The organism is Streptomyces pristinaespiralis (genome assembly GCF_001278075.1).
In the GTDB taxonomy this organism is placed as follows: Bacteria; Actinomycetota; Actinomycetes; order Streptomycetales; family Streptomycetaceae; genus Streptomyces; species Streptomyces pristinaespiralis.
The window spans coordinates 4,797,223-4,814,658 of record NZ_CP011340.1; the positions used below are offsets into that span (position 1 = coordinate 4,797,223).

13 protein-coding genes are annotated in these 17,436 nt (G+C 72.9%); 7 read left to right on the top strand and 6 right to left on the bottom strand.

The window, feature by feature from the left end; genetic code table 11:
• Positions 1-83: 83 nt before the first annotated feature.
• Positions 84-734, bottom strand: coding sequence for an HD domain-containing protein (locus SPRI_RS20440; RefSeq protein WP_005315788.1), 651 nt, complete (start codon positions 732-734; stop codon positions 84-86).
• Positions 735-799: 65 nt separating this feature from the next.
• The gene (locus tag SPRI_RS20445; RefSeq protein ID WP_005315792.1) at positions 800-3,058 is read right to left on the bottom strand and encodes a heavy metal translocating P-type ATPase; all 2,259 of its coding nucleotides are present in this window, start codon (positions 3,056-3,058) and stop codon (positions 800-802) included.
• A gap of 186 nt (positions 3,059-3,244) precedes the next feature.
• Between SPRI_RS20445 and SPRI_RS20450 the strand changes: the two genes are divergently transcribed.
• Entirely contained in the window at positions 3,245-3,943 is a 699-nt protein-coding gene (locus SPRI_RS20450; protein WP_053557155.1) for a copper homeostasis protein CutC, read from the top strand.
• A 190-nt stretch (positions 3,944-4,133) separates the two neighbouring features.
• Here the strand turns inward: SPRI_RS20450 and SPRI_RS20455 are convergent, their stop codons facing one another.
• Positions 4,134-6,164: a HelD family protein gene (locus tag SPRI_RS20455; RefSeq protein ID WP_238996236.1), complete on the bottom strand. Its 2,031-nt coding sequence runs from the start codon at positions 6,162-6,164 to the stop codon at positions 4,134-4,136.
• Positions 6,165-6,783: 619 nt separating this feature from the next.
• Here SPRI_RS20455 and SPRI_RS20460 point away from each other — a divergent pair.
• The 4 genes from SPRI_RS20460 to SPRI_RS20475 all read left to right on the top strand — a co-directional run bounded on the left by SPRI_RS20460 (position 6,784) and on the right by SPRI_RS20475 (position 9,674).
• Positions 6,784-7,527, top strand: coding sequence for an ATP-binding cassette domain-containing protein (locus tag SPRI_RS20460; RefSeq protein ID WP_005315799.1), 744 nt, complete (start codon positions 6,784-6,786; stop codon positions 7,525-7,527).
• A gap of 69 nt (positions 7,528-7,596) precedes the next feature.
• A complete protein-coding gene (locus SPRI_RS20465) occupies positions 7,597-8,787 on the top strand; it encodes a DUF7224 domain-containing protein (protein ID WP_234020406.1) in 1,191 nt (396 codons plus the stop codon).
• Positions 8,784-9,374: a hypothetical protein gene (locus tag SPRI_RS20470; protein WP_005315803.1), complete on the top strand. Its 591-nt coding sequence runs from the start codon at positions 8,784-8,786 to the stop codon at positions 9,372-9,374. The genes SPRI_RS20465 and SPRI_RS20470 overlap by 4 nt, the downstream gene beginning before the upstream one ends.
• A 117-nt stretch (positions 9,375-9,491) precedes the next feature.
• Complete coding sequence (locus SPRI_RS20475) at positions 9,492-9,674, top strand: hypothetical protein (RefSeq protein WP_037774354.1); 183 nt, start codon at positions 9,492-9,494, stop codon at positions 9,672-9,674.
• Positions 9,675-9,918: 244 nt separating this feature from the next.
• On the opposite strand, the gene SPRI_RS20480 is transcribed toward SPRI_RS20475, so the two are convergent.
• Positions 9,919-11,574, bottom strand: coding sequence for a DNA repair helicase XPB (locus SPRI_RS20480; protein WP_053557763.1), 1,656 nt, complete (start codon positions 11,572-11,574; stop codon positions 9,919-9,921).
• A 106-nt stretch (positions 11,575-11,680) separates the two neighbouring features.
• Here SPRI_RS20480 and SPRI_RS20485 point away from each other — a divergent pair, with 106 nt between their 5' ends.
• Positions 11,681-12,241, top strand: a complete 561-nt coding sequence (locus SPRI_RS20485) for a VanZ family protein (RefSeq protein ID WP_005315808.1) — start codon at positions 11,681-11,683, stop codon at positions 12,239-12,241.
• Here the strand turns inward: SPRI_RS20485 and SPRI_RS20490 are convergent.
• Positions 12,204-14,678, bottom strand: a complete 2,475-nt coding sequence (locus tag SPRI_RS20490; protein WP_107082439.1) for a helicase C-terminal domain-containing protein — start codon at positions 14,676-14,678, stop codon at positions 12,204-12,206. The genes SPRI_RS20485 and SPRI_RS20490 overlap by 38 nt on opposite strands.
• Positions 14,679-14,827: 149 nt before the next feature.
• Here SPRI_RS20490 and SPRI_RS20495 point away from each other — a divergent pair, with 149 nt between their 5' ends.
• Positions 14,828-15,934: a hypothetical protein gene (locus tag SPRI_RS20495; RefSeq protein ID WP_053557764.1), complete on the top strand. Its 1,107-nt coding sequence runs from the start codon at positions 14,828-14,830 to the stop codon at positions 15,932-15,934.
• Between the two features lie 516 nt (positions 15,935-16,450).
• Here the strand turns inward: SPRI_RS20495 and SPRI_RS20500 are convergent.
• Positions 16,451-17,425, bottom strand: coding sequence for an ABC transporter substrate-binding protein (locus tag SPRI_RS20500; protein ID WP_182327960.1), 975 nt, complete (start codon positions 17,423-17,425; stop codon positions 16,451-16,453).
• Between the last annotated feature and the right edge of the window lie 11 nt (positions 17,426-17,436).

The following is a 17,436-nucleotide window of genomic DNA, read 5'->3' on the forward strand; positions in this document are numbered from 1 at the left end:
GCGCGGGCGGGGCGTACGGAAGGGTCGGGCATGACAGTTGCCAACAGGAGGTTGAAGCCTGGAATTCCCCGGCCCACCCGGGATCAGGACGCGGCGAGCAGCTCCAGCTCGACGGTGAGGTTGTGGCGGGCCTTTCGTTCCCACTCGCGCCGGCCGTGCGGTGTACGGAACAGCCGCGGCAGGGCGAGCAGCTGGCGGAGCACCGCGGCACGGCCGTCCCGGAAGGCCTCGTCGGGGACGAAGGCGTACTCCTCGCGCACCGCCGCCGCGTATGCGGCGTACGCGTCGGGGGCGGCGGCCAGGATCGCCAGGTCCGCGTCGCACAGCACCTCGCCGTTGCGGTCGCCCTCGTCGGGGGCGTGGGTCGTGGTCAGGCGGACGAGCCGGGCCACCTCGGCGGTCGCCCGCCCGCTGAGACCGGCCTCCGGGAGGGCGCGCTCCGCGAGGCGGGCCGAGCGCTCCTCGTTCTCCGAGCGGTCGGGGAGATACACGGCGTCGTGGAACCAGGCGGCCAGCCGTACGAGGTCCGGATCGTCCGCGTGACCGGCGAGGGTGTCGACGTGGTCGAGGACCGCGACCAGATGGCCGGTGGTGTGGTAGCGCCGCTGCGGCTCGGCCCAGCGCGCGAGCAGGTTCTCCCCGTACGGCAGGGGGTCGGGTCCGCTCGCGTCCCCGCGGGCCCCGAGGAGCGCTTCGGTCCAGCGGGCGCCGAGGTCGGCGGATCGGTCGGTCATGGCTCATATTGTGCCCGCACGCGCGAAAGGCCCCGGGGCGGGTGCCCGGGGCCTTTCGCGCTCCTTCACGCGGCCTTGAAGCCACGCAGGCGCAGCGAGTTGGCGACGACGAAGACGGAGGAGAAGGCCATGGCGGCTCCGGCGATCATGGGGTTGAGGAGGCCGGCGGCGGCGAGGGGGAGGGCGGCGACGTTGTAGGCGAAGGCCCAGAAGAGGTTGGACCTGATGGTGCCGAGGGTCTTGCGGGAGAGGCGGATGGCGTCGGCGGCGGCGGTGAGGTCGCCGCGGACGAGGGTGAGGTCGCCTGCTTCGATGGCGGCGTCGGTGCCGGTGCCCATGGCGAGGCCGAGGTCGGCCTGGGCGAGGGCGGCGGCGTCGTTGACGCCGTCGCCGACCATGGCGACGCTGCGGCCTTCCGCCTGGAGGCGCTTGACGACGTTCACCTTGTCCTCGGGCATGACCTCCGCGATCACGTCGTCGGGGGAGATGCCGACCTCGGCGGCCACGCTCCTGGCGACGGCCTCGTTGTCGCCGGTGAGGAGGATCGGGGTCAGGCCGAGGGCCCGCAGGCGGCGGACCGCCTCCGCGCTGGTGTCCTTGACGGCGTCAGCGACCTCGAGGACCGCGCGCACCTCGCCGTCCCAGGCGACGGTGATCGCGGTGCGGCCGGCGGCCTCCGCGTCGTGCTTGGCGCGGGCGAGGTCTGCGGGCAGTTCCATCGCCCAGTCGTGGAGCAGCTTCTCGCGGCCCACGAGGACGGCGTGCCCGTCGACGACGCCCTGGACGCCGAGGCCGGGGACGTTCGCGAAGTCCTCGGGGGTGGGCAGGCTGCCGAGCTTCTCCGCCGCCCCGGTGGCGACGGCCTGGGCGATGGGGTGCTCGGAGGCGTTCTCCAGCGCACCGGCCAGCCGCAGCACCTCGGTCTCCTCGGTGCCGTCGGCGGTGTGCACGGCGAGCAGGGTCATCCGGCCGGTGGTGACGGTGCCGGTCTTGTCGAGGACGATCGTGTCGACCTTGCGGGTGGTCTCCAGGACCTCGGGGCCCTTGATCAGGATGCCGAGCTGCGCGCCGCGGCCGGTGCCGACCATCAGCGCGGTCGGCGTGGCGAGGCCCAGGGCGCAGGGGCAGGCGATGATCAGGACGGCGACGGCTGCGGTGAACGCGGCGGTCAGGCCGGAGCCGTTGCCGAGCCAGAAGCCCAGGGTGCCGAGGGCGAGGGCGATGACGACCGGGACGAACACGGCGGAGATCCTGTCGGCGAGGCGCTGGGCCGCGGCCTTGCCGTTCTGCGCGTCCTCGACGAGCTTCGCCATCCGTGCGAGCTGGGTGTCGGCGCCGACGCGGGTGGCTTCGACGACGAGGCGGCCGCCGGCGTTCAGGGTGGCGCCGGTGACGGTGTCGCCGACCGAGACCTCGACCGGGACGGACTCGCCGGTGAGCATCGAGGCGTCGACGGCGGAGGCGCCCTCCACCACGGTGCCGTCGGTGGCGATCTTCTCGCCCGGCCGGACGAGGAACCGGTCCCCGGTCCTCAGCTCGGAGGTCGGGATCGTCTCCTGTCGGCCGTCGCGCAGCACGGTCACGTCCTTGGCGCCCAGCTCCAGCAGCGCCTTCAGCGCCGCGCCCGCCCGGCGCTTCGAGCGGGCCTCGAAGTACCGTCCGGCCAGGATGAACGCGGTGACGCCGGCCGCCGCCTCCAGGTAGATGTTCCCCGCCCCGTCACTGCGGGCGATCGTGAACTCGAAGGGGTGCGTCATGCCGGGGGTGCCGGCGGTGCCGAAGAACAGCGCCCACAGCGACCACAGGAACGCGGCCGACGTGCCGACCGAGATCAGCGTGTCCATCGTCGCCGCGCCGTGCTTCGCGTTCGTCCACGCCGCCCGGTGGAAGGGCCAGGCCGCGTAGGTGACGACCGGGGCGGCCAGGGTCAGACTCAGCCACTGCCAGTACTCGATCTGCAGCGCGGGGACCATCGCCATCGCGACCACCGGCACCGCGAGCACCACCGCGGTCACCAGCCGCTGCCGCAGCGGGGTCAGCCCGTCGTCCGCCGGGGCCCCGTCCTGTGCTGCGGGCCCGCCCTCGGTGGGTGGGGGCGCGGGCTCGGCGGCGGTGTAGCCCGTGGCCTCCACCGTGGCGATCAGATCGGCGACGGCGGTGCCCTCCGCGAAGGAGACCTTCGCCTTCTCCGTGGCGTAGTTGACGGTCGCCTCGACCCCTTCCATGCGGTTGAGCTTCTTCTCGATGCGCGCGGCGCAGGAGGCGCACGTCATGCCACCGATGGCGAGCTCTACGGAGCGGGTTTCGGTCGCGGTCTGCGGCATGGTGTCTCCTCGGCCTCTTCTTGATACCCCCTGGGGGTATCTTCGTCGTCTTCATGTATACCCCCGCCCCGTACTGGATGCAAGCCCGCTTCCCGGAAAGGATCAGGGGTGCGGCTGCCGTCCGGGCCGCCGAGCATTAGGCTGGTCAATGGACTAGACCTGTCGGAGCCTGGAGGAATGGGTCCCATGAGCAACCGTGTACTCCTTGAGGTGATCGCCCTCGACGCGCAGGACGCGGTCGCTGCCCGGTCCGGAGGGGCCGACCGGCTGGAGCTGATCACCGACATCGCGGCCGACGGGCTGACGCCGCCGGTCGCCACCTTCAAGGCGATCCGCGCGGCCGTCGACATCCCGCTGCGCGTGATGCTCCGCCTCTCCGACGGCTTCGCGGCCGGCGGGCCGGCGGACGTGGACGCCCTGGTCCGGGCCGCGGAGGAACTGCGCGAGGCGGGGGCGGACGAGTTCGTCCTCGGCTTCCTCGACGACCACGGGCTGCCGGACCTCGTCACGATCGAACGGCTGCTGGCCGTCGTCGACGGTTGCCGCTGGACCTTCCACCGCGCGATCGACCACGCGGCGGACCGGGACGCCCTGCGCAAGCAGCTCGCCGACCTGCCCGGACTCGACACGTATCTGACGGCCGGTTCCGCCGCGGGCGTCGACGACGGCATGCGCACGCTCCTCGCCGAGGCCGCGCGGCACGGTGAACCGGGCTACGAGCCGCAGCTCCTGGTGGGCGGGGGCCTGCGTCTGGACCACGTCCCGGCTCTGCGGCAGGCGGGCCTGACGGGCTTCCACATCGGCGGCGCGGCCCGGCCCGGCGGATGGTCGGCGCCCGTGGACCCGACGGCGGTCCGCGAATGGCGCGCCGCGCTGGACGCGTAGCGCGCCGGAGACGCGGTGGGCCCTGCCGGGCCCGGTCTCCTCGCCCGGTCCGGGCCGACCCCGGCCGGGCCCGTCGCCTGTCCGGGCCCACCGCCCGGTCCGGGCCCACCGCCCGGTCCGGGCCGACCGCCCGGCCGGGGGTCCGGCCCGCGCCCGTGCCGGCCGGGGTCGGCCCGGGTGGGGTCGGGTCTCAGGCCAGTTGGGGTGGGAGCGGCGTCGCGTGGACGACCGTGAGGCCGGAGACGGCGCGGGTCAGGGACACGTACAGGCGGCGCAGCCCCGTACGGAGGTCCGGTTCGTCGGTGATGACCGACGACGGCTCGTCGAGGACCACGTAGTCGTACTCCAGGCCCTTCGCCAGCGACGCGGGGACGAGGGTGAGACGCGCCTCGGCGGTGGTCTCCTCGCCGGGCGAGAGGTACGGGAGATCCGCCGCGGCCAGCGCGGCGGAGAGCGCCGGGACACGGCTGTCCGCCGCGATCAGCCCGATCGACCCCTCGTTGCGGAGGGATTCCGTGCACGCCGCGACGACCGCCGCGTCGAGGTCCGCGGCGTCCGCGACCTCGCGGACCTCGAGGGAGCCGGGGGACTCGCGGACCGAGGAGACCGGCGCCAGGCCGGGGGACATGTGCGGAAGCAGGCGCGACGCGTAGGCGATCACCTCGCGGGGGACGCGGAAACCCGCGGTCAGCTCCTCGACGACCGCTTCCGGCTTGCCGAGGTGGGTCAGCGCCTCCGCCCATGAGGCGGTCGCCCAGGGCGTCGTGCCCTGCGCGAGGTCGCCGAGGACCGTCGCCGACCCCGTCGAGCAGCGGCGGCCCACCGCGCGGTACTGCATCGGGGACAGGTCCTGCGCCTCGTCGAGGACGACATGGCCCAGTGACTGGGTGCGCTGCACCAGGTCCGTCGCCTCGTCGATCAGCACCGCGTCCGCCGCCGACCACTTCGCGGACCGCACGCTGCGAGCGGGCTTCGCCGGCAGGATCGTGGCCTGCTCGTCCGGCGTGAGGATGCCTTCCGCGTGCGTGGCGAGGAACTCCCCGTCGGAGAGCAGCCGCAGCACGAGCTTCGCCGGATCGACCGGCGGCCAGATCGCCTTGACCGCCGCCTTGACGGCGGGGTTGCGGGCGACGGCATCCTGGACCCGGTCGTCGGGCGCCTCGCCCGCCTCTTCCATGCGGACCAGCACGGTGTGCGCGATCCGCTGGGGGAGGGCGTCGCGGGCGGCTCCGTAGCGGATGTCGCGGTCGAGCAACTCGCGGACGATCTCCTCGAGTTCGTACGCCGGGATCCGCCAGCGCCGCGATCCGCGCACCACGACCAGCGGCTCCGTCGGCATCGTGACGTGGGAGCGGACCGCGCGCCGCAGGACCTGCGCCATCCGGGCGTCGCCCTTGACGACGGCCGCCGCGGCGGTGTCCCGGCCGCGGACCTCCACGTGTCCCACCAGGTCGTCGACCGTGGCCTGCTTGACCTCCAGCTCGCCGAGGGCGGGCAGGACCTGCTCGATGTAGTGGAGGAAGGAACGGTTCGGCCCGATGACCAGGGTGCCGGTGCGCGCCAGGCGTTCCCGGTGCGCGTAGAGGAGGTACGCGACACGGTGCAGACCGACGGCCGTCTTTCCGGTGCCCGGTCCGCCCTGCACGCAGACCGTGCCGGACAGCCCGCTGCGCACGATCTCGTCCTGCTCGGGCTGGATCGTCGCGACGATGTCCCGCATGGGGCCGACGCGCGGCCGCTCGATCTCCGCCTGGAGGAGCCTCGAGGTCTGCTCGGTCTCCGACGGGTCGGTGAGGTGTTCGTCCTCGTACGCCGTGAGGTCGCCGCCGGTGTAGCCGAAGCGCCGGCGGAGGCCGACGTCCTGCGGGTCCTTGCGCGAGGCCCGGTAGAAGGGCTGGGAGACCGGCGCGCGCCAGTCGATGACCATGGGGTCGCCGGCGGCGTCATGGACGTGCCGGCGGCCGATGTAGAACCGCCGGCCCTCCTGCGTGGTGGGCAGGTAGTCGAGGCGGCCGAAGAAGAGCGGGGTGTGGGACAGGTCGGCGAGCGCCTTGATGCGGTCCTCGATCTGCGACTGGAGGACGGCGGCGTTGACCCAGTTCGCGGTGACGTCCCTGATGTCTAGGGACTGGACGTCCTCGCGCATCGCACGCAGGGCGGACCGCGACGCGGCGAGGTGCGCCCGCTCACGGGAGAGCGGGTCGTCCCCGTCGGTGGGCACGGTGGATACGTCGGGTACAGGGGCGTGCGCGGGCACGGGTTGCCTCCGGCTGAGCTGCGTGATCACGACATGGCGGACCGGCCGGTTTCCGTCCGGGCGGCGGCTCTCCTCGGGGGAGGCGGGGGAAGACCCCGGGCTGCGGACAGGCGACCTGGGGCGAGCCCGCGATTGTAGTGGGGCGGGCGAGGGGGACGCGAACGGTTTTCGCGGGGTCCGCCGGCGCGCTCGCCCGTGCGGAGCGGGAGCATTTCCGGCGTCTTGTCGCCGTCGCCGCCGAGAACCTTCTACGCGAGACCCCGAGCAGTCATACGATCACTCCGCATTACTCGTCCGTCACGTACGGACCGCGCGGCCTGACCAGCCGCCGCATTTCCGGATCGGAGGGGGAACGTGACCACGAAGTGCAGGACCGTCATGCCATCTGCGAGGTGGCTTCCGGGGAAGCAGCCACGTCACCGGGGTGACGAGAAACGCGGCAATGTCGCGACGACTGTCTTTTCCGGCTTCTCCGCTCATCCGGCGGAGGACGGAAGTGGAACCGACAGGTCCCGGTGCGTGGGGCTGCAGCTCAGGAATAAGCGCTCGGGTCTTCCGGAGCCGGTGACCTTCTGGACATGCCGTGCCACTTCGCTTCACTGAATGTTCCTTCGCCTACCGTGCGGGGGTCCCTGTCCTTGATGGCCTGACACTGGAGTTCCCGGCGGGGTGCACCGTGCTGTTGGGGCCCAACGGGGCCGGGAAGTCGACTCTGTTGTCGCTGGGGGCCTCCGTCCTCGCCCCGGCCTCCGGACGTGTGCAGCTGGGGAGGATGTGCAGCACGGACAGGCGTCACCGCGGTGAATACCGGCGCAGGGTCGGGTGGTTGCCCCAGAACGTGAAACCCGTGCCGTCGCTGACGGTGCGGGAACAGGCCGCCTATGCCGGCTGGCTGAAGGGGCTGTCGAGGTCTGACGCGTGGGAACGTTCTGCGAGGGCGTTGGACCAGGTCCGGCTCGCCGAGTTGGCGGGTCGTCGCAGTCACGAGCTGTCCGGTGGCCAGATGCGACGGCTCGGAATCGCGCAGTCGCTGATTCACGACGCCCAAGTCGTGTTGCTCGATGAGCCGACGGCCGGCCTCGACCCCGTACAGCGTGGCGTCTTCCGCGAATTGGTGGCGGAACTGTCGGAATCCGTCAGTTTCGTCGTGTCCACTCACCAGACGGAGGATCTCGCCGACGTCTATGAAAGCGTCATCGTCTTCGACCGGGGACAGGTGGCATTCCAAGGGACGGTGAGGGACTTCTTCGCGCGGGCTCCGGAAGGTGTGCCGGTCGAGCGCCGGGCCGAGAGCGCCTATCGCGGCCTTGTCCGTGGGGAGGTCTGACCCATGCGTCTGGGGACACTTCTCCGGTCGGGGCCGGCTGCCTGGCTTGCTCCGGTCATGGTCCCGGTCTTGTTCTGGTTCGGCGTGCAGAACACGGAATCGGTGATTCAGTACTGGGAATCCGCGACTGCCCAGTCGTTGATCGTGCTCGGTTTCGTCAGTGCGGGGTGCGGCGCGTGTGCCGCTTGGGAGTCCGCGAGGATCCACCGCGCGGAGGTCGACAATTGGGCTCCCGTCCGCGGTCGCCTTCATATCGCCTGGCTGCATCTCGCCCCTGTCGCGGTTCTTGGTCTGCTGGGTGTGCTGGCGAGTCTCGCGGCATTTTCTTCCACCGCTCTGGGCGCGCCCGGTTTCCCGAGCCTGGGAATACTGGTCACGGCTTACGCGGTCGTGGTGTCCCACATCGCGCTCGGTTGGCTCGTGGGACCGCTGATGCCGCGCGTTCTCGGAGCAGCGGTCATGCTCGTCTTCGGCTATCTCTGGGGGTTTTGGCCCGCCGCGATCGGTGAGCTGCCCTGGCTGCGACACCTCAACGGCCAGGGGATGAGTGAGTGCTGCGGCCTCGACCAGACCGCCTCGCTCCGCAGCATGGCGGCCACCGTCCTCTTCTCCGCCGGGCTTGTCGCTGCCGCTCTGATCGCCGTCGCTCTCAACAACAGGCGCCGCCGCGACATGGGTTATGCCGTCTCGGCGGCTGCCGTCGGCACTGTCGGCGCCCTGGTCCTGGCGGTGCCGCTCGAATTCCGGGGCGTGCAGGCCCGCGACCCTGAACTTCGGAGGTGCACGGGGACACGCGTCCAGGTCTGCGTATGGCCTGAGCAGTACGACCGGGAGGACGACATGGTCCGCTGGGCGCAGGACACCGGGAAGCGCCTGGGCGAAGTAGGCGTCACCCCGGCGGCGCGCGTCGAGTTCGGGGAACCGCACCCTTCGGAGAGCGTGGTCCGGGCGACCACGGCGACCAGCGTCCTGCCGAGCGCACCTCCGGACTGCGCTGCGATGCCCGGCGCCGAGTATCCGGGAGATGCCGCGCACAGCGCGATCTACGCCTGGCTGTCGCTCACTGCGGGGGAGCCGGAGGAGGAGTTGGTTCAGCACTGGCCGTCCGAGGCCGTGGCCCTCGCCCGGCAGGTGCGCGGGCTGTCCGCTGATGAGCAACACGCATGGTACGAGCGCAATATGCGGTCCGTTCTGGACTGCTCGGTGAAGCCGGACCTCCGTCCGGCCTCCTTCCGGCAAGAGGGCGGGGAGAAGCCGTGACCTGGTGGCTCCGCGTGCACATGGTGCACCTGTCCTTTGCGTGCGTGCCGGCCTGTTTCGTCCTCGCGCCCCTGCTCGCCGGGTCCGCGCTTCCCGTTCCGTCCCTCATGGGCGGCTTCGGGGCCGGCATCCCGCTGCCCCTGGTACTCCCGGTGGCTCCCGTCTGCGTCCTGCTGCATGCGATGAGCAGGGCTCCTGCGGAGGCGGATGTCACCGCTGTCAGGCCGGTCGGGTCGTACCGGACCTTCCTGTTCGGATGCGTCGCCCTCGTCACGGTGTCACTGGGACTGATCGAGGCCCAGTGGCTCGACTTCGGCCTCGGCCTGGGCACGGCACGGAACCTTGTCGGGTACCTCGGGGTGGGCCTGATCGTCCAGCACTTCCTGGGCTCGATGTACGGTCCGCCGGCCGTCGCCGCCGTCCCTGTTGTCTGCGCGCTCATCGGCCTGGGACCGGGCCGAAGGCCGTATCCGTGGGCCTGGCCTCTGCATGAGGGCGCCTCTGTCCTCGCGGCGGCCGCGGCGCTCGGCCTCTTTGCCGTCGGAGCAGTCCTGGGTCCGAGGCGGACCGCGGAGTCACACCCGTAGGGACGGCGGGGTCATTCCCGTAGGGGACGCGCTCTGCCTGGAGTAGTACGTGGAGCGCGTGACGGTTCACCCCGCAGCCCGATGCTCCGAGGGGGTGACGCGCAGCACCATGGACGCATGACCACAGCGATCCTCACCCCGGGAACCACCCGCCACACAGCCGCCGCGAGCGGTGCCGGTGACAGTCGGCACCACCGCGTGGGCAACGCCCTGCGCGCGGTCAGGGTCTTCGCGGGCGCCGTCTTCAGCGTCGCCGTCCTCGGCGAGTACGCGGAGGAGGCCGGCGTCCGCCGCCGCTGAGCCCGCGGCGTCGGTGACGACGGCCCCGCGACAGCGCCCCCGTCCCGGCGGCAACGGCCCCGCGCGACAACGCCCCCGCCACGATCGACAGCGCCCCCGTCCCGGCGACAACGCCCCCGCCACGATCGACAGCGCCCCCGTCCCGGCGGCAGCGCCCCCGTCCCGGCGGCAGCGCCCCCGTCCCCGGGGTAACGCCCCCGCCACGGAAGCCCACCCCGGCAACGGGTACCGCGCTACGCCCCCGTTACGACGGCTCCCCGGAGCCCGTCAGCAGATCGTCCGCGTCCATGATCCGGTACGCGTAGCCCTGTTCGGCCAGGAACCGCTGGCGGTGGGCCGCGAAGTCCTGGTCGATCGTGTCCCGCGCCACCACCGAATAGAAGTGCGCCTTGTGGCCGTCCGCCTTCGGGCGCAGCACCCGGCCGAGGCGCTGGGCCTCCTCCTGCCGGGAGCCGAACGTCCCGGACACCTGGATCGCGATCGTCGCCTCCGGCAGGTCGATCGAGAAGTTCGCGACCTTGGACACCACCAGCACGCTGATCTCGCCGTTGCGGAACGCGTCGAAGAGCTTCTCGCGCTGGGTGTTCGGCGTTTCGCCCTTGATGACCGGCGCGTCCAGGTGCTCGCCCAGCTCGTCGAGCTGGTCGATGTACTGGCCGATGACGAGCGTCTGCTGACCGGCGTGCTTGCGCACCAGCTGCTCGGTCACCCTGCGCTTGGTCGCGGTCGTCGCGCAGAAGCGGTACTTCTCCTCCTGCTCCGCCGTCGCGTACGCCAGCCGCTCGGAGTCGGTCAGGTTGACCCGTACCTCCACGCAGTCCGCCGGGGCGATGTAGCCCTGCGCCTCGATCTCCTTCCACGGCGCGTCGAAACGCTTGGGGCCGATGAGGGAGAAGACGTCCGACTCCCGGCCGTCCTCGCGCACGAGGGTGGCCGTGAGGCCGAGCCGGCGGCGGGCCTGGAGGTCGGCGGTGAACTTGAACACCGGCGCGGGCAGCAGGTGCACCTCGTCGTAGAGGATCAGGCCCCAGTCGCGGGAGTCGAAGAGCTCCAGGTGGGGGTAGATGCCCTTCCGCTTGGTCGTCAGGACCTGGTACGTGGCGATGGTGACCGGCCGGATCTCCTTCCTCGTACCGCTGTACTCGCCGATCTCGTCCTCGGTCAGCGAGGTGCGCTTCACCAGCTCGTGCTTCCACTGGCGGGCCGAGACGGTGTTGGTGACCAGGATCAGGGTGGTGGCCTTCGCCCGGGCCATGGCACCGGCGCCGACGAGGGTCTTGCCCGCGCCGCAGGGGAGGACGACCACGCCGGAGCCGCCGTGCCAGAAGCCCTCGACGGCCTGCTTCTGGTACGGGCGCAGGGCCCATCCGGTCTCGTCGAGGTCGATGGCGTGCGCCTCACCGTCGACGTATCCCGCGAGGTCCTCTGCCGGCCAGCCGAGCTTCAGCAGCGTCTGCTTGATCTGGCCGCGCTCCGAGGGGTGCACGGCGACCGTGTCCGGGTCGATGCGGGTGCCGACCAGCGGCTGGATCTTCTTCGACCGCAGGATCTCCTCGAGCACCGGCCGGTCGGTGGAGGTGAGGACGAGCCCGTGGGTGGGGTGCTTGGACAGGGTGAGCCGGCCGTAGCGGGCCATGGTCTCCGCCACGTCGACCAGGAGGGCGTGCGGCACCGGGTAGCGGGAGAACTCGACCAGCGCGTCGACGACCTGCTCGGCGTCGTGGCCGGCGGCCCTGGCGTTCCACAGGCCGAGCGGGGTGACCCGGTAGGTGTGGATGTGCTCCGGCGCGCGCTCCAGTTCGGCGAAGGGAGCGATGGCGCGACGGCAGGCGTCCGCCTGCTCGTGGTCCACCTCGAGCAGGAGCGTCTTGTCGCTCTGGACGATCAGCGGTCCGTTCAACGCCACACCCTTTCGGTCGGGCCGGTCCGTCCATCCGGACACGGCCAAACATCCAGTGTCCCGCATCGGGGGCCTGTCCGGAGAGTGTGCGGGTAGCCGGGTTGTCATGACCACTGATGACCGGCCCCGCGAGTGGGGCAGAACCCTCCTCCGCGCAGGTCTGATCGTCTGCGCCTTCGCCGCCCTGGTCGTGTTCTCCGCGGTCCTGGCCCGGCTGACGCTCACGCCGTCCCACGCCTCGGAGGGCGTGGCGACGGTGAACATGCGCCCCGGAGCGTCCCTTCGGCAGTACGCCGAGGAGTACACGTTCCTGGCGGCCGCCAAGCAGGCCGGCGGCAATGTGCTGCTCGGCGTGCCCTTCGGCGTGCTGCTGCCGGTGCTGGTGCCCAGGTCGATGCGGCTGCTGCGGGTGATGGTGCTCACCGTCGTGGTGATGGCCCTGGTGGAGCTGGCGCAGGGCGCGATCGTCGCCGGCCGGGCCTTCGACGTGGACGACGTGATCCTGAACACCACCGGCGCGCTGATCGGCTACGTCCTGCTGGGGCGCAGGCTGGGCCGGGCCTGGCGCAGGCGGCGCGGCGAGGCGGAGCAACCGGAGGAGCCGGCCGCCGGCTCGTCCCGGTGGCGGCTCAGCCGGCGTCGTCGGCCAGCTCCGCCACGCCCGTGATGCGGTGCAGCGGATACGTCCGCACCTCGTCCGCGGTGTGGTCGAACGCCGTCACGAAGCCGCCCTCCACGCGGACCGGCGCGATGACGCGCTGGCTGGCGGTGCCCTCCGCGTTGACGTAGCCGATCCACACCGCGGAGCCGGTGAGCGCGGCGGCCTGAACGGTGGCCAGGGTCTCCGCCGACGAGGTGCGGGGCAGTTCACCGGCCCGCGGCCGGCCCTCCTCCGCGGCCGGTTTCCGTACGACGGTGGCCGCCATGTCACCCGCTCTGATCGCCTTCACAGCGGCGCCGAGCAGCGTGCCGTCCGGCACGGGCGGGCCTTCCGGTACGGGGGCGGGCGGGGTGCGCGGCGGGGTGCGGCGGGCGTGGGCGCGGGTGATCAGGACATCGCCCTCCGCGGACTCGGCGGCCGGGGCGTACCCCATCGCACGCAGGCCCTCGAGCAGGGTCCCCGGGTCGCTCTGGGCGGCGAGTACGGTCGGCGCGAGGCGGCGCAGCCCGAGGCCGTGCGACCGCTTGTCGGCGAGGATCTCGCCGAGGACGGCGTCGTCGTCGCAGCGCACGTAGGCGGAGGCCGCGCCGATGCGCAGATGGCCGTGGCGGCGGGCGACGTCGTCGACGAGGTAGCTGAGCGGCTGCGGTACGGGCGTCCGGGAGTGCGTGGCCAGGAAGGCGTGCACGTCGGAGGCGGCCATGCCGGCGTCGAGTGCCCGCCGCACGGAGCCCGGCGTGAAGCGGTAGACGGTGGCGCCGCCCTTGGACTCGATCTCGGCGAGGACGGCGAGCGTCTCCGCGAGGGGGCGGTCGAGGGGCCCCGGCGCCACCGCGGTGAGGTCGGCCTGGAGCAGGACGTGGTCGAGCGGCTCCGGCAGGAGCGGCGCGAGCGCCTTGACGGCGCAGGCGCGCCGGTCGGCGAGCGTCCCGCCGTCCGCGCCCGGCGTTTTGTCCACGCCTTCCGCGCCGAGCAGGGCGCGGCCGTGCGTGGACAGTGCGCCCCGGCCGCTCACGCCGAGCAGTTCGGCCTCCGACAGGGTCCATGCCGCGACCCGTGCCCGCAGGTCCTTCGTGGAGCCCGCGGCCTCGCGCAGCGGCCGCTCCCAGCGCAGCCGGGACAGCAGCGACTCGGGGGCGGGGGCGGTCCCGTGCGGGAGCTCCGCCGCCAGTTCGAGGACGCGCCGGCGCACCTCCACGGCGGCCGAGCGGTCCAGGTCCGGGCCGAGGACGGAGAGCGTGCGGCCCTTGGCGTCCTGGCTGCCGACGAGGCCCGGCGTACGCGTCGCCGTCAACCAGGCGACGGCCAGTTCACCCCACCGCTCCGCCGGCGGGAGCTCGATCCATTCGTCGTACGCCGGCGTCGGCGCGTACCGCTCGTCCGCCTCGCCGTCGGAGGCCACCAGCCCGGCCGCGAAGGCGAGTTCGATCCAGAACGCGGCGAGCTGCTCGCTGGTGTCCAGCGCCGCGGCCGCCCGCTTGAGGTCCCGCACGGCCAGACCTCCGGCGCGCAGTACCGCCGGACCGCCCTCGTGCCAGTCCTTCAGCAGGTCCTCGATCGTGGTCAGTGCCGTGTACGCCTGTCCGGCCGCCGCGTTGTCCACAGCCTGTGGACCGTATTCCGCGGCGGGCGCGACGGCCGGCGGAACGGGCTCCGGCACCCGGTGCGCACGGCCCGCCCGCAGATGCAGTGCCACCTCCCGCGGCAGCACCACTGTGCGCGCCGACGCCGGCAGCAGCAGGCCGCGGTCCCGCAGCCACCGCACGGGCGGCGTGGGATCGGCGGTCACCTCCCCGTACGGAGGGCCCCACACCAGCCGGTCCAGCACCGCGAGCGCGTCGGACGGGGCCGTGTCCAGCAGGTCCGCCATCCGCGTCCGGTCGGTGAACAGCGCGGTCAGCGACGCCACCGCGGACACCGGGTCGTGCGTCGTCGGCAGGCCCGCCGCCGCCACGATCTCCTGGAGCCGGCCGGGCGACATCCCGGCCGTCGCCTCCGTCACCGTGGGACCGAGTCCGGTTGGCGAAGGGCGGGTCGGGGACGGCGCGAGCAGCTCACGGGCCGTACGCACCAGCCGCAGCCGGTCGTCGTCGCCCCACACCAGGGCCTGCCGGCGCAGCGTCCCGAGGGCGCCGGGGAGGGCGGCCGCGACGTCCGCGTCACCGTCGTCGCCGGCCATCAGCGCGAGCAGCGTCCCGTACGGTGCCGGGTCCGGCGCCACCGCCAGCGCCTCCGCGGTCTGGAGGGTGAACCGGTCCAGGCGCTCCAGGGCCCGCACGACCGAAGCGCGGGTACCGGCCCGGGTGGCGAGTTGGGTGACGTCGTTCGGCACCGGGCTCAGCAGATCGGGGCGGGCGCGCAACAGCGCGGCCAGCTCCTCGTCGTCGCGGGCGCGCAGCGCCTCCGCGAGCGTGCGCGGGCTGCCGCCGCGTTCTTCGGGCATGGTCCCCATCCGCCCCACGTTAGCCCCTGGAGCGCTACCGTCGGGGACGGGACGGCCCGGGAAGGCGGGCCGGCTCTTGTGCGTCCGCCGGCCTGCGCGCGGGAACACCGGGGACGCCGGGCACACCGGGAACGTCAGGGGAAGTGTCGGTGGGGATCGAGAGCGACCAGCTCGTCTACGACTATCTGAGCCGCGTCGGCGACCTGGCCCAGCAGGCACAGCTTCCGTCCGGCGAGCGCATGCGGCTCGTGACGACCCTGCGGAGCGAGATCGAGAAGCAGCGGACGAGGTTCGGCGGGGACAGCCCGGCGGGCGTACGCCGCATCCTCGGGAAACTCGGCACGCCGGACGAGGTGGTGGCGTCGGCGACGTCGTCGGCGCCGGCCTCGGGAACCTCCGCGGCCTCCGCTGCCGCGACGGCCTCCACGGCCTCACGGGACGCCGACGGAACGCATCCGGCGCCGCGTCAGGCGCCCTGGGCCGAGGGGGACATGGAGCCGGGAACGTCCGCGCCGTCGCGTCTGCCGGGGCGACGCCGCGTGCCGCGGCCGCGGGCGGGCGACGCGCCCCCGCCGGCCCCCGCCCCCACGCCTTTGCCGCGCGAGGCCGCGTCGCCGCCGCACCTCGCCGGCATGGACGAACTGGGCCCTTCCGGCTCCGAGCCGGACTGGTGGCGTATCGATCCGGCGCCGTTCGGCGCGGGCGACGCGGTGGCGGGGTTCGTCGGCGGTGTCGAGATCCCCGAAATACTGAAACCTCCGCCGTCGCAGGACGAGGACGAGGACGGGCAAGGGGCCGGGGAGGGCGAGGAGACCGCCGCGGCCGGGGCGGGGCGGCGGCGCCGTGTGCTGCGGCGGTTGCTCAGGCGCCGAGACGCCGGCGCGGACGCGGACGCGGTCGCCGCAGCCGCGCCCAGGCCCGGGCTCGGCAGCCCGATGCTGCTGCTCGCCGCGGTGCTGCTCGTCGCCGGCGCGGTCCTCGGCTCGCTCGTCGCGCTCGGCCTCGGCTGGCTCCTCGCGTACGGCTCGCGCCGGCTGTCCCGGACGGAGGTCAAGTTCGCCGTGATCGGCCTGCCCGGCGCCGCGGTGGCGAGCGGTGCGCTGTGGCTGTGGGGCCGGATCAACGGCCACTGGGGCGAGACGATTCCCGAGGACGGGATGCGGGACGCGCTGACGGGGACGTGGCCGTGGGTGGTGAGGGGGGCGGCGGTGGCGTCGGCGGTGTTCTTGGTGTGGCGGGCGAGGCGGGTGCGGTGACGCCTGCGGCGGGCGCTTTCCCCACCCCGCCCCTTCCCGTAACCGGGGGCGCCGCCCCCGGACCCGTACCGCGCTTCGCGCGGTGCCCTCAAGCGCCGGGCGGGCTGGATTTCGCTTCGCGAAATCAGCCCCGCCGGCGATTGAGGCGCGGGGGTCCGGGGGCGGCACCCCCGGTTCGGGAAGGGGCGGGTAGGGGAACGGCCCCGCGCAGCGGCTCCCGTGCGACGCGGCACTCGTGTGCAGCGGCTCCCTCGCGACGCGGACCTGTGCGCAGCGGCACCGTGCGCCGCGGCCCCGCGCAGCGGCTCCCGCGTGACGCGGCTCCCCCGCGCAGCGGCACCCGCGCGACGCGGACCTGTGCGCAGCGGCACCGTGCGCAGCGGACCTGTGCGCAGCGGCACCCGTGCGCCGCGGCCCCGCGCAGCGGCACCCTCGCGACGCGGACCTGTGCGCAGCGGCACCGTGCGCAGCGGACCTGTGCGCAGCGGCACCCGTGCGCCGCGGCCCCCCGTCCCGCTACTTCGTGAGGTCCGCCTCCAGCTCGTCCAGGATCTGGGCCGCCGCCGTGTAGCCGATGCCCTGGATCCACAGTTCGTCGTCGACCGAGAACACCTTGTTGTTCTTGACCGCGTTCATGCTCTTCCACAGCGCGCTGTCCAGCGTCTGCTTCTGCTTCGCCTTCTCCGGGTCGCCGTACGTCGAGTGGAAGACGGCCTCCGCGTCCGCGAGGTCGATCTTCTCGGGGCTCACGTCGTAGGAGAAGCCGTCCTTCGCCTTGTCGGTGATGGCCGGGCGGCCCAGGCCGACGTCGGCGAGGATCGTCGAGATGTAGTTCTTCTTGCCGTAGATGCGGATGTCCGCGCCCTCGATGAAGCGGACGACGTTGACCTCCGTGGCGGCCGCCTTCTCCTTGCCGCCGAGCGCCTCTGTGACCTTCGCGGTGCGGGCCTCGTACGCGGCGACGGCCTTCGTCGCCTCCGCCTTCTTGCCCAGCGCGTCCGCGTGGATCCGGAAGTTCTCCTTCCAGGGCTCGCCGGTGGTCTCGGTCATCACCGTCGGCGCGATCTTCTTCAGCTCGGCGTACTTGTCGCCGTGGCGGATCTTGCTGGTGAGGATCAGGTCGGGCTCGAGCGCGGCGATGGCCTCCAGGTTGGGGGTCATCATCTCGCCGACGTCGGCGATGCCTTCGAGCTTGTCCTTGGGCAGGTAGTTCAGGAAGCCCGACGCGGTGCCGGTGTGGGTGGCGCCGACGGGCTTGACGCCCAGGGTGATCGCGGAGTCGAGCTCCGCGGTGTCGAGGACGACGACGCGCTTCGGCGCGTCGGGGACCTCGACGTCGCCCATGGCCGTCTTCACGGTGTGCTTGCCGCCCGCGCCGCCGGACGCCGCCGAGTCGGAGGAGGGGGTGTCGTCGTTCGTGCCGCAGGCGCTCAGCGTCATCGCGGCGGTGAGGACGAGGGAACCGGCGAGGAGGCCGCGGCGGCGAAGCATGCTGCTCATGG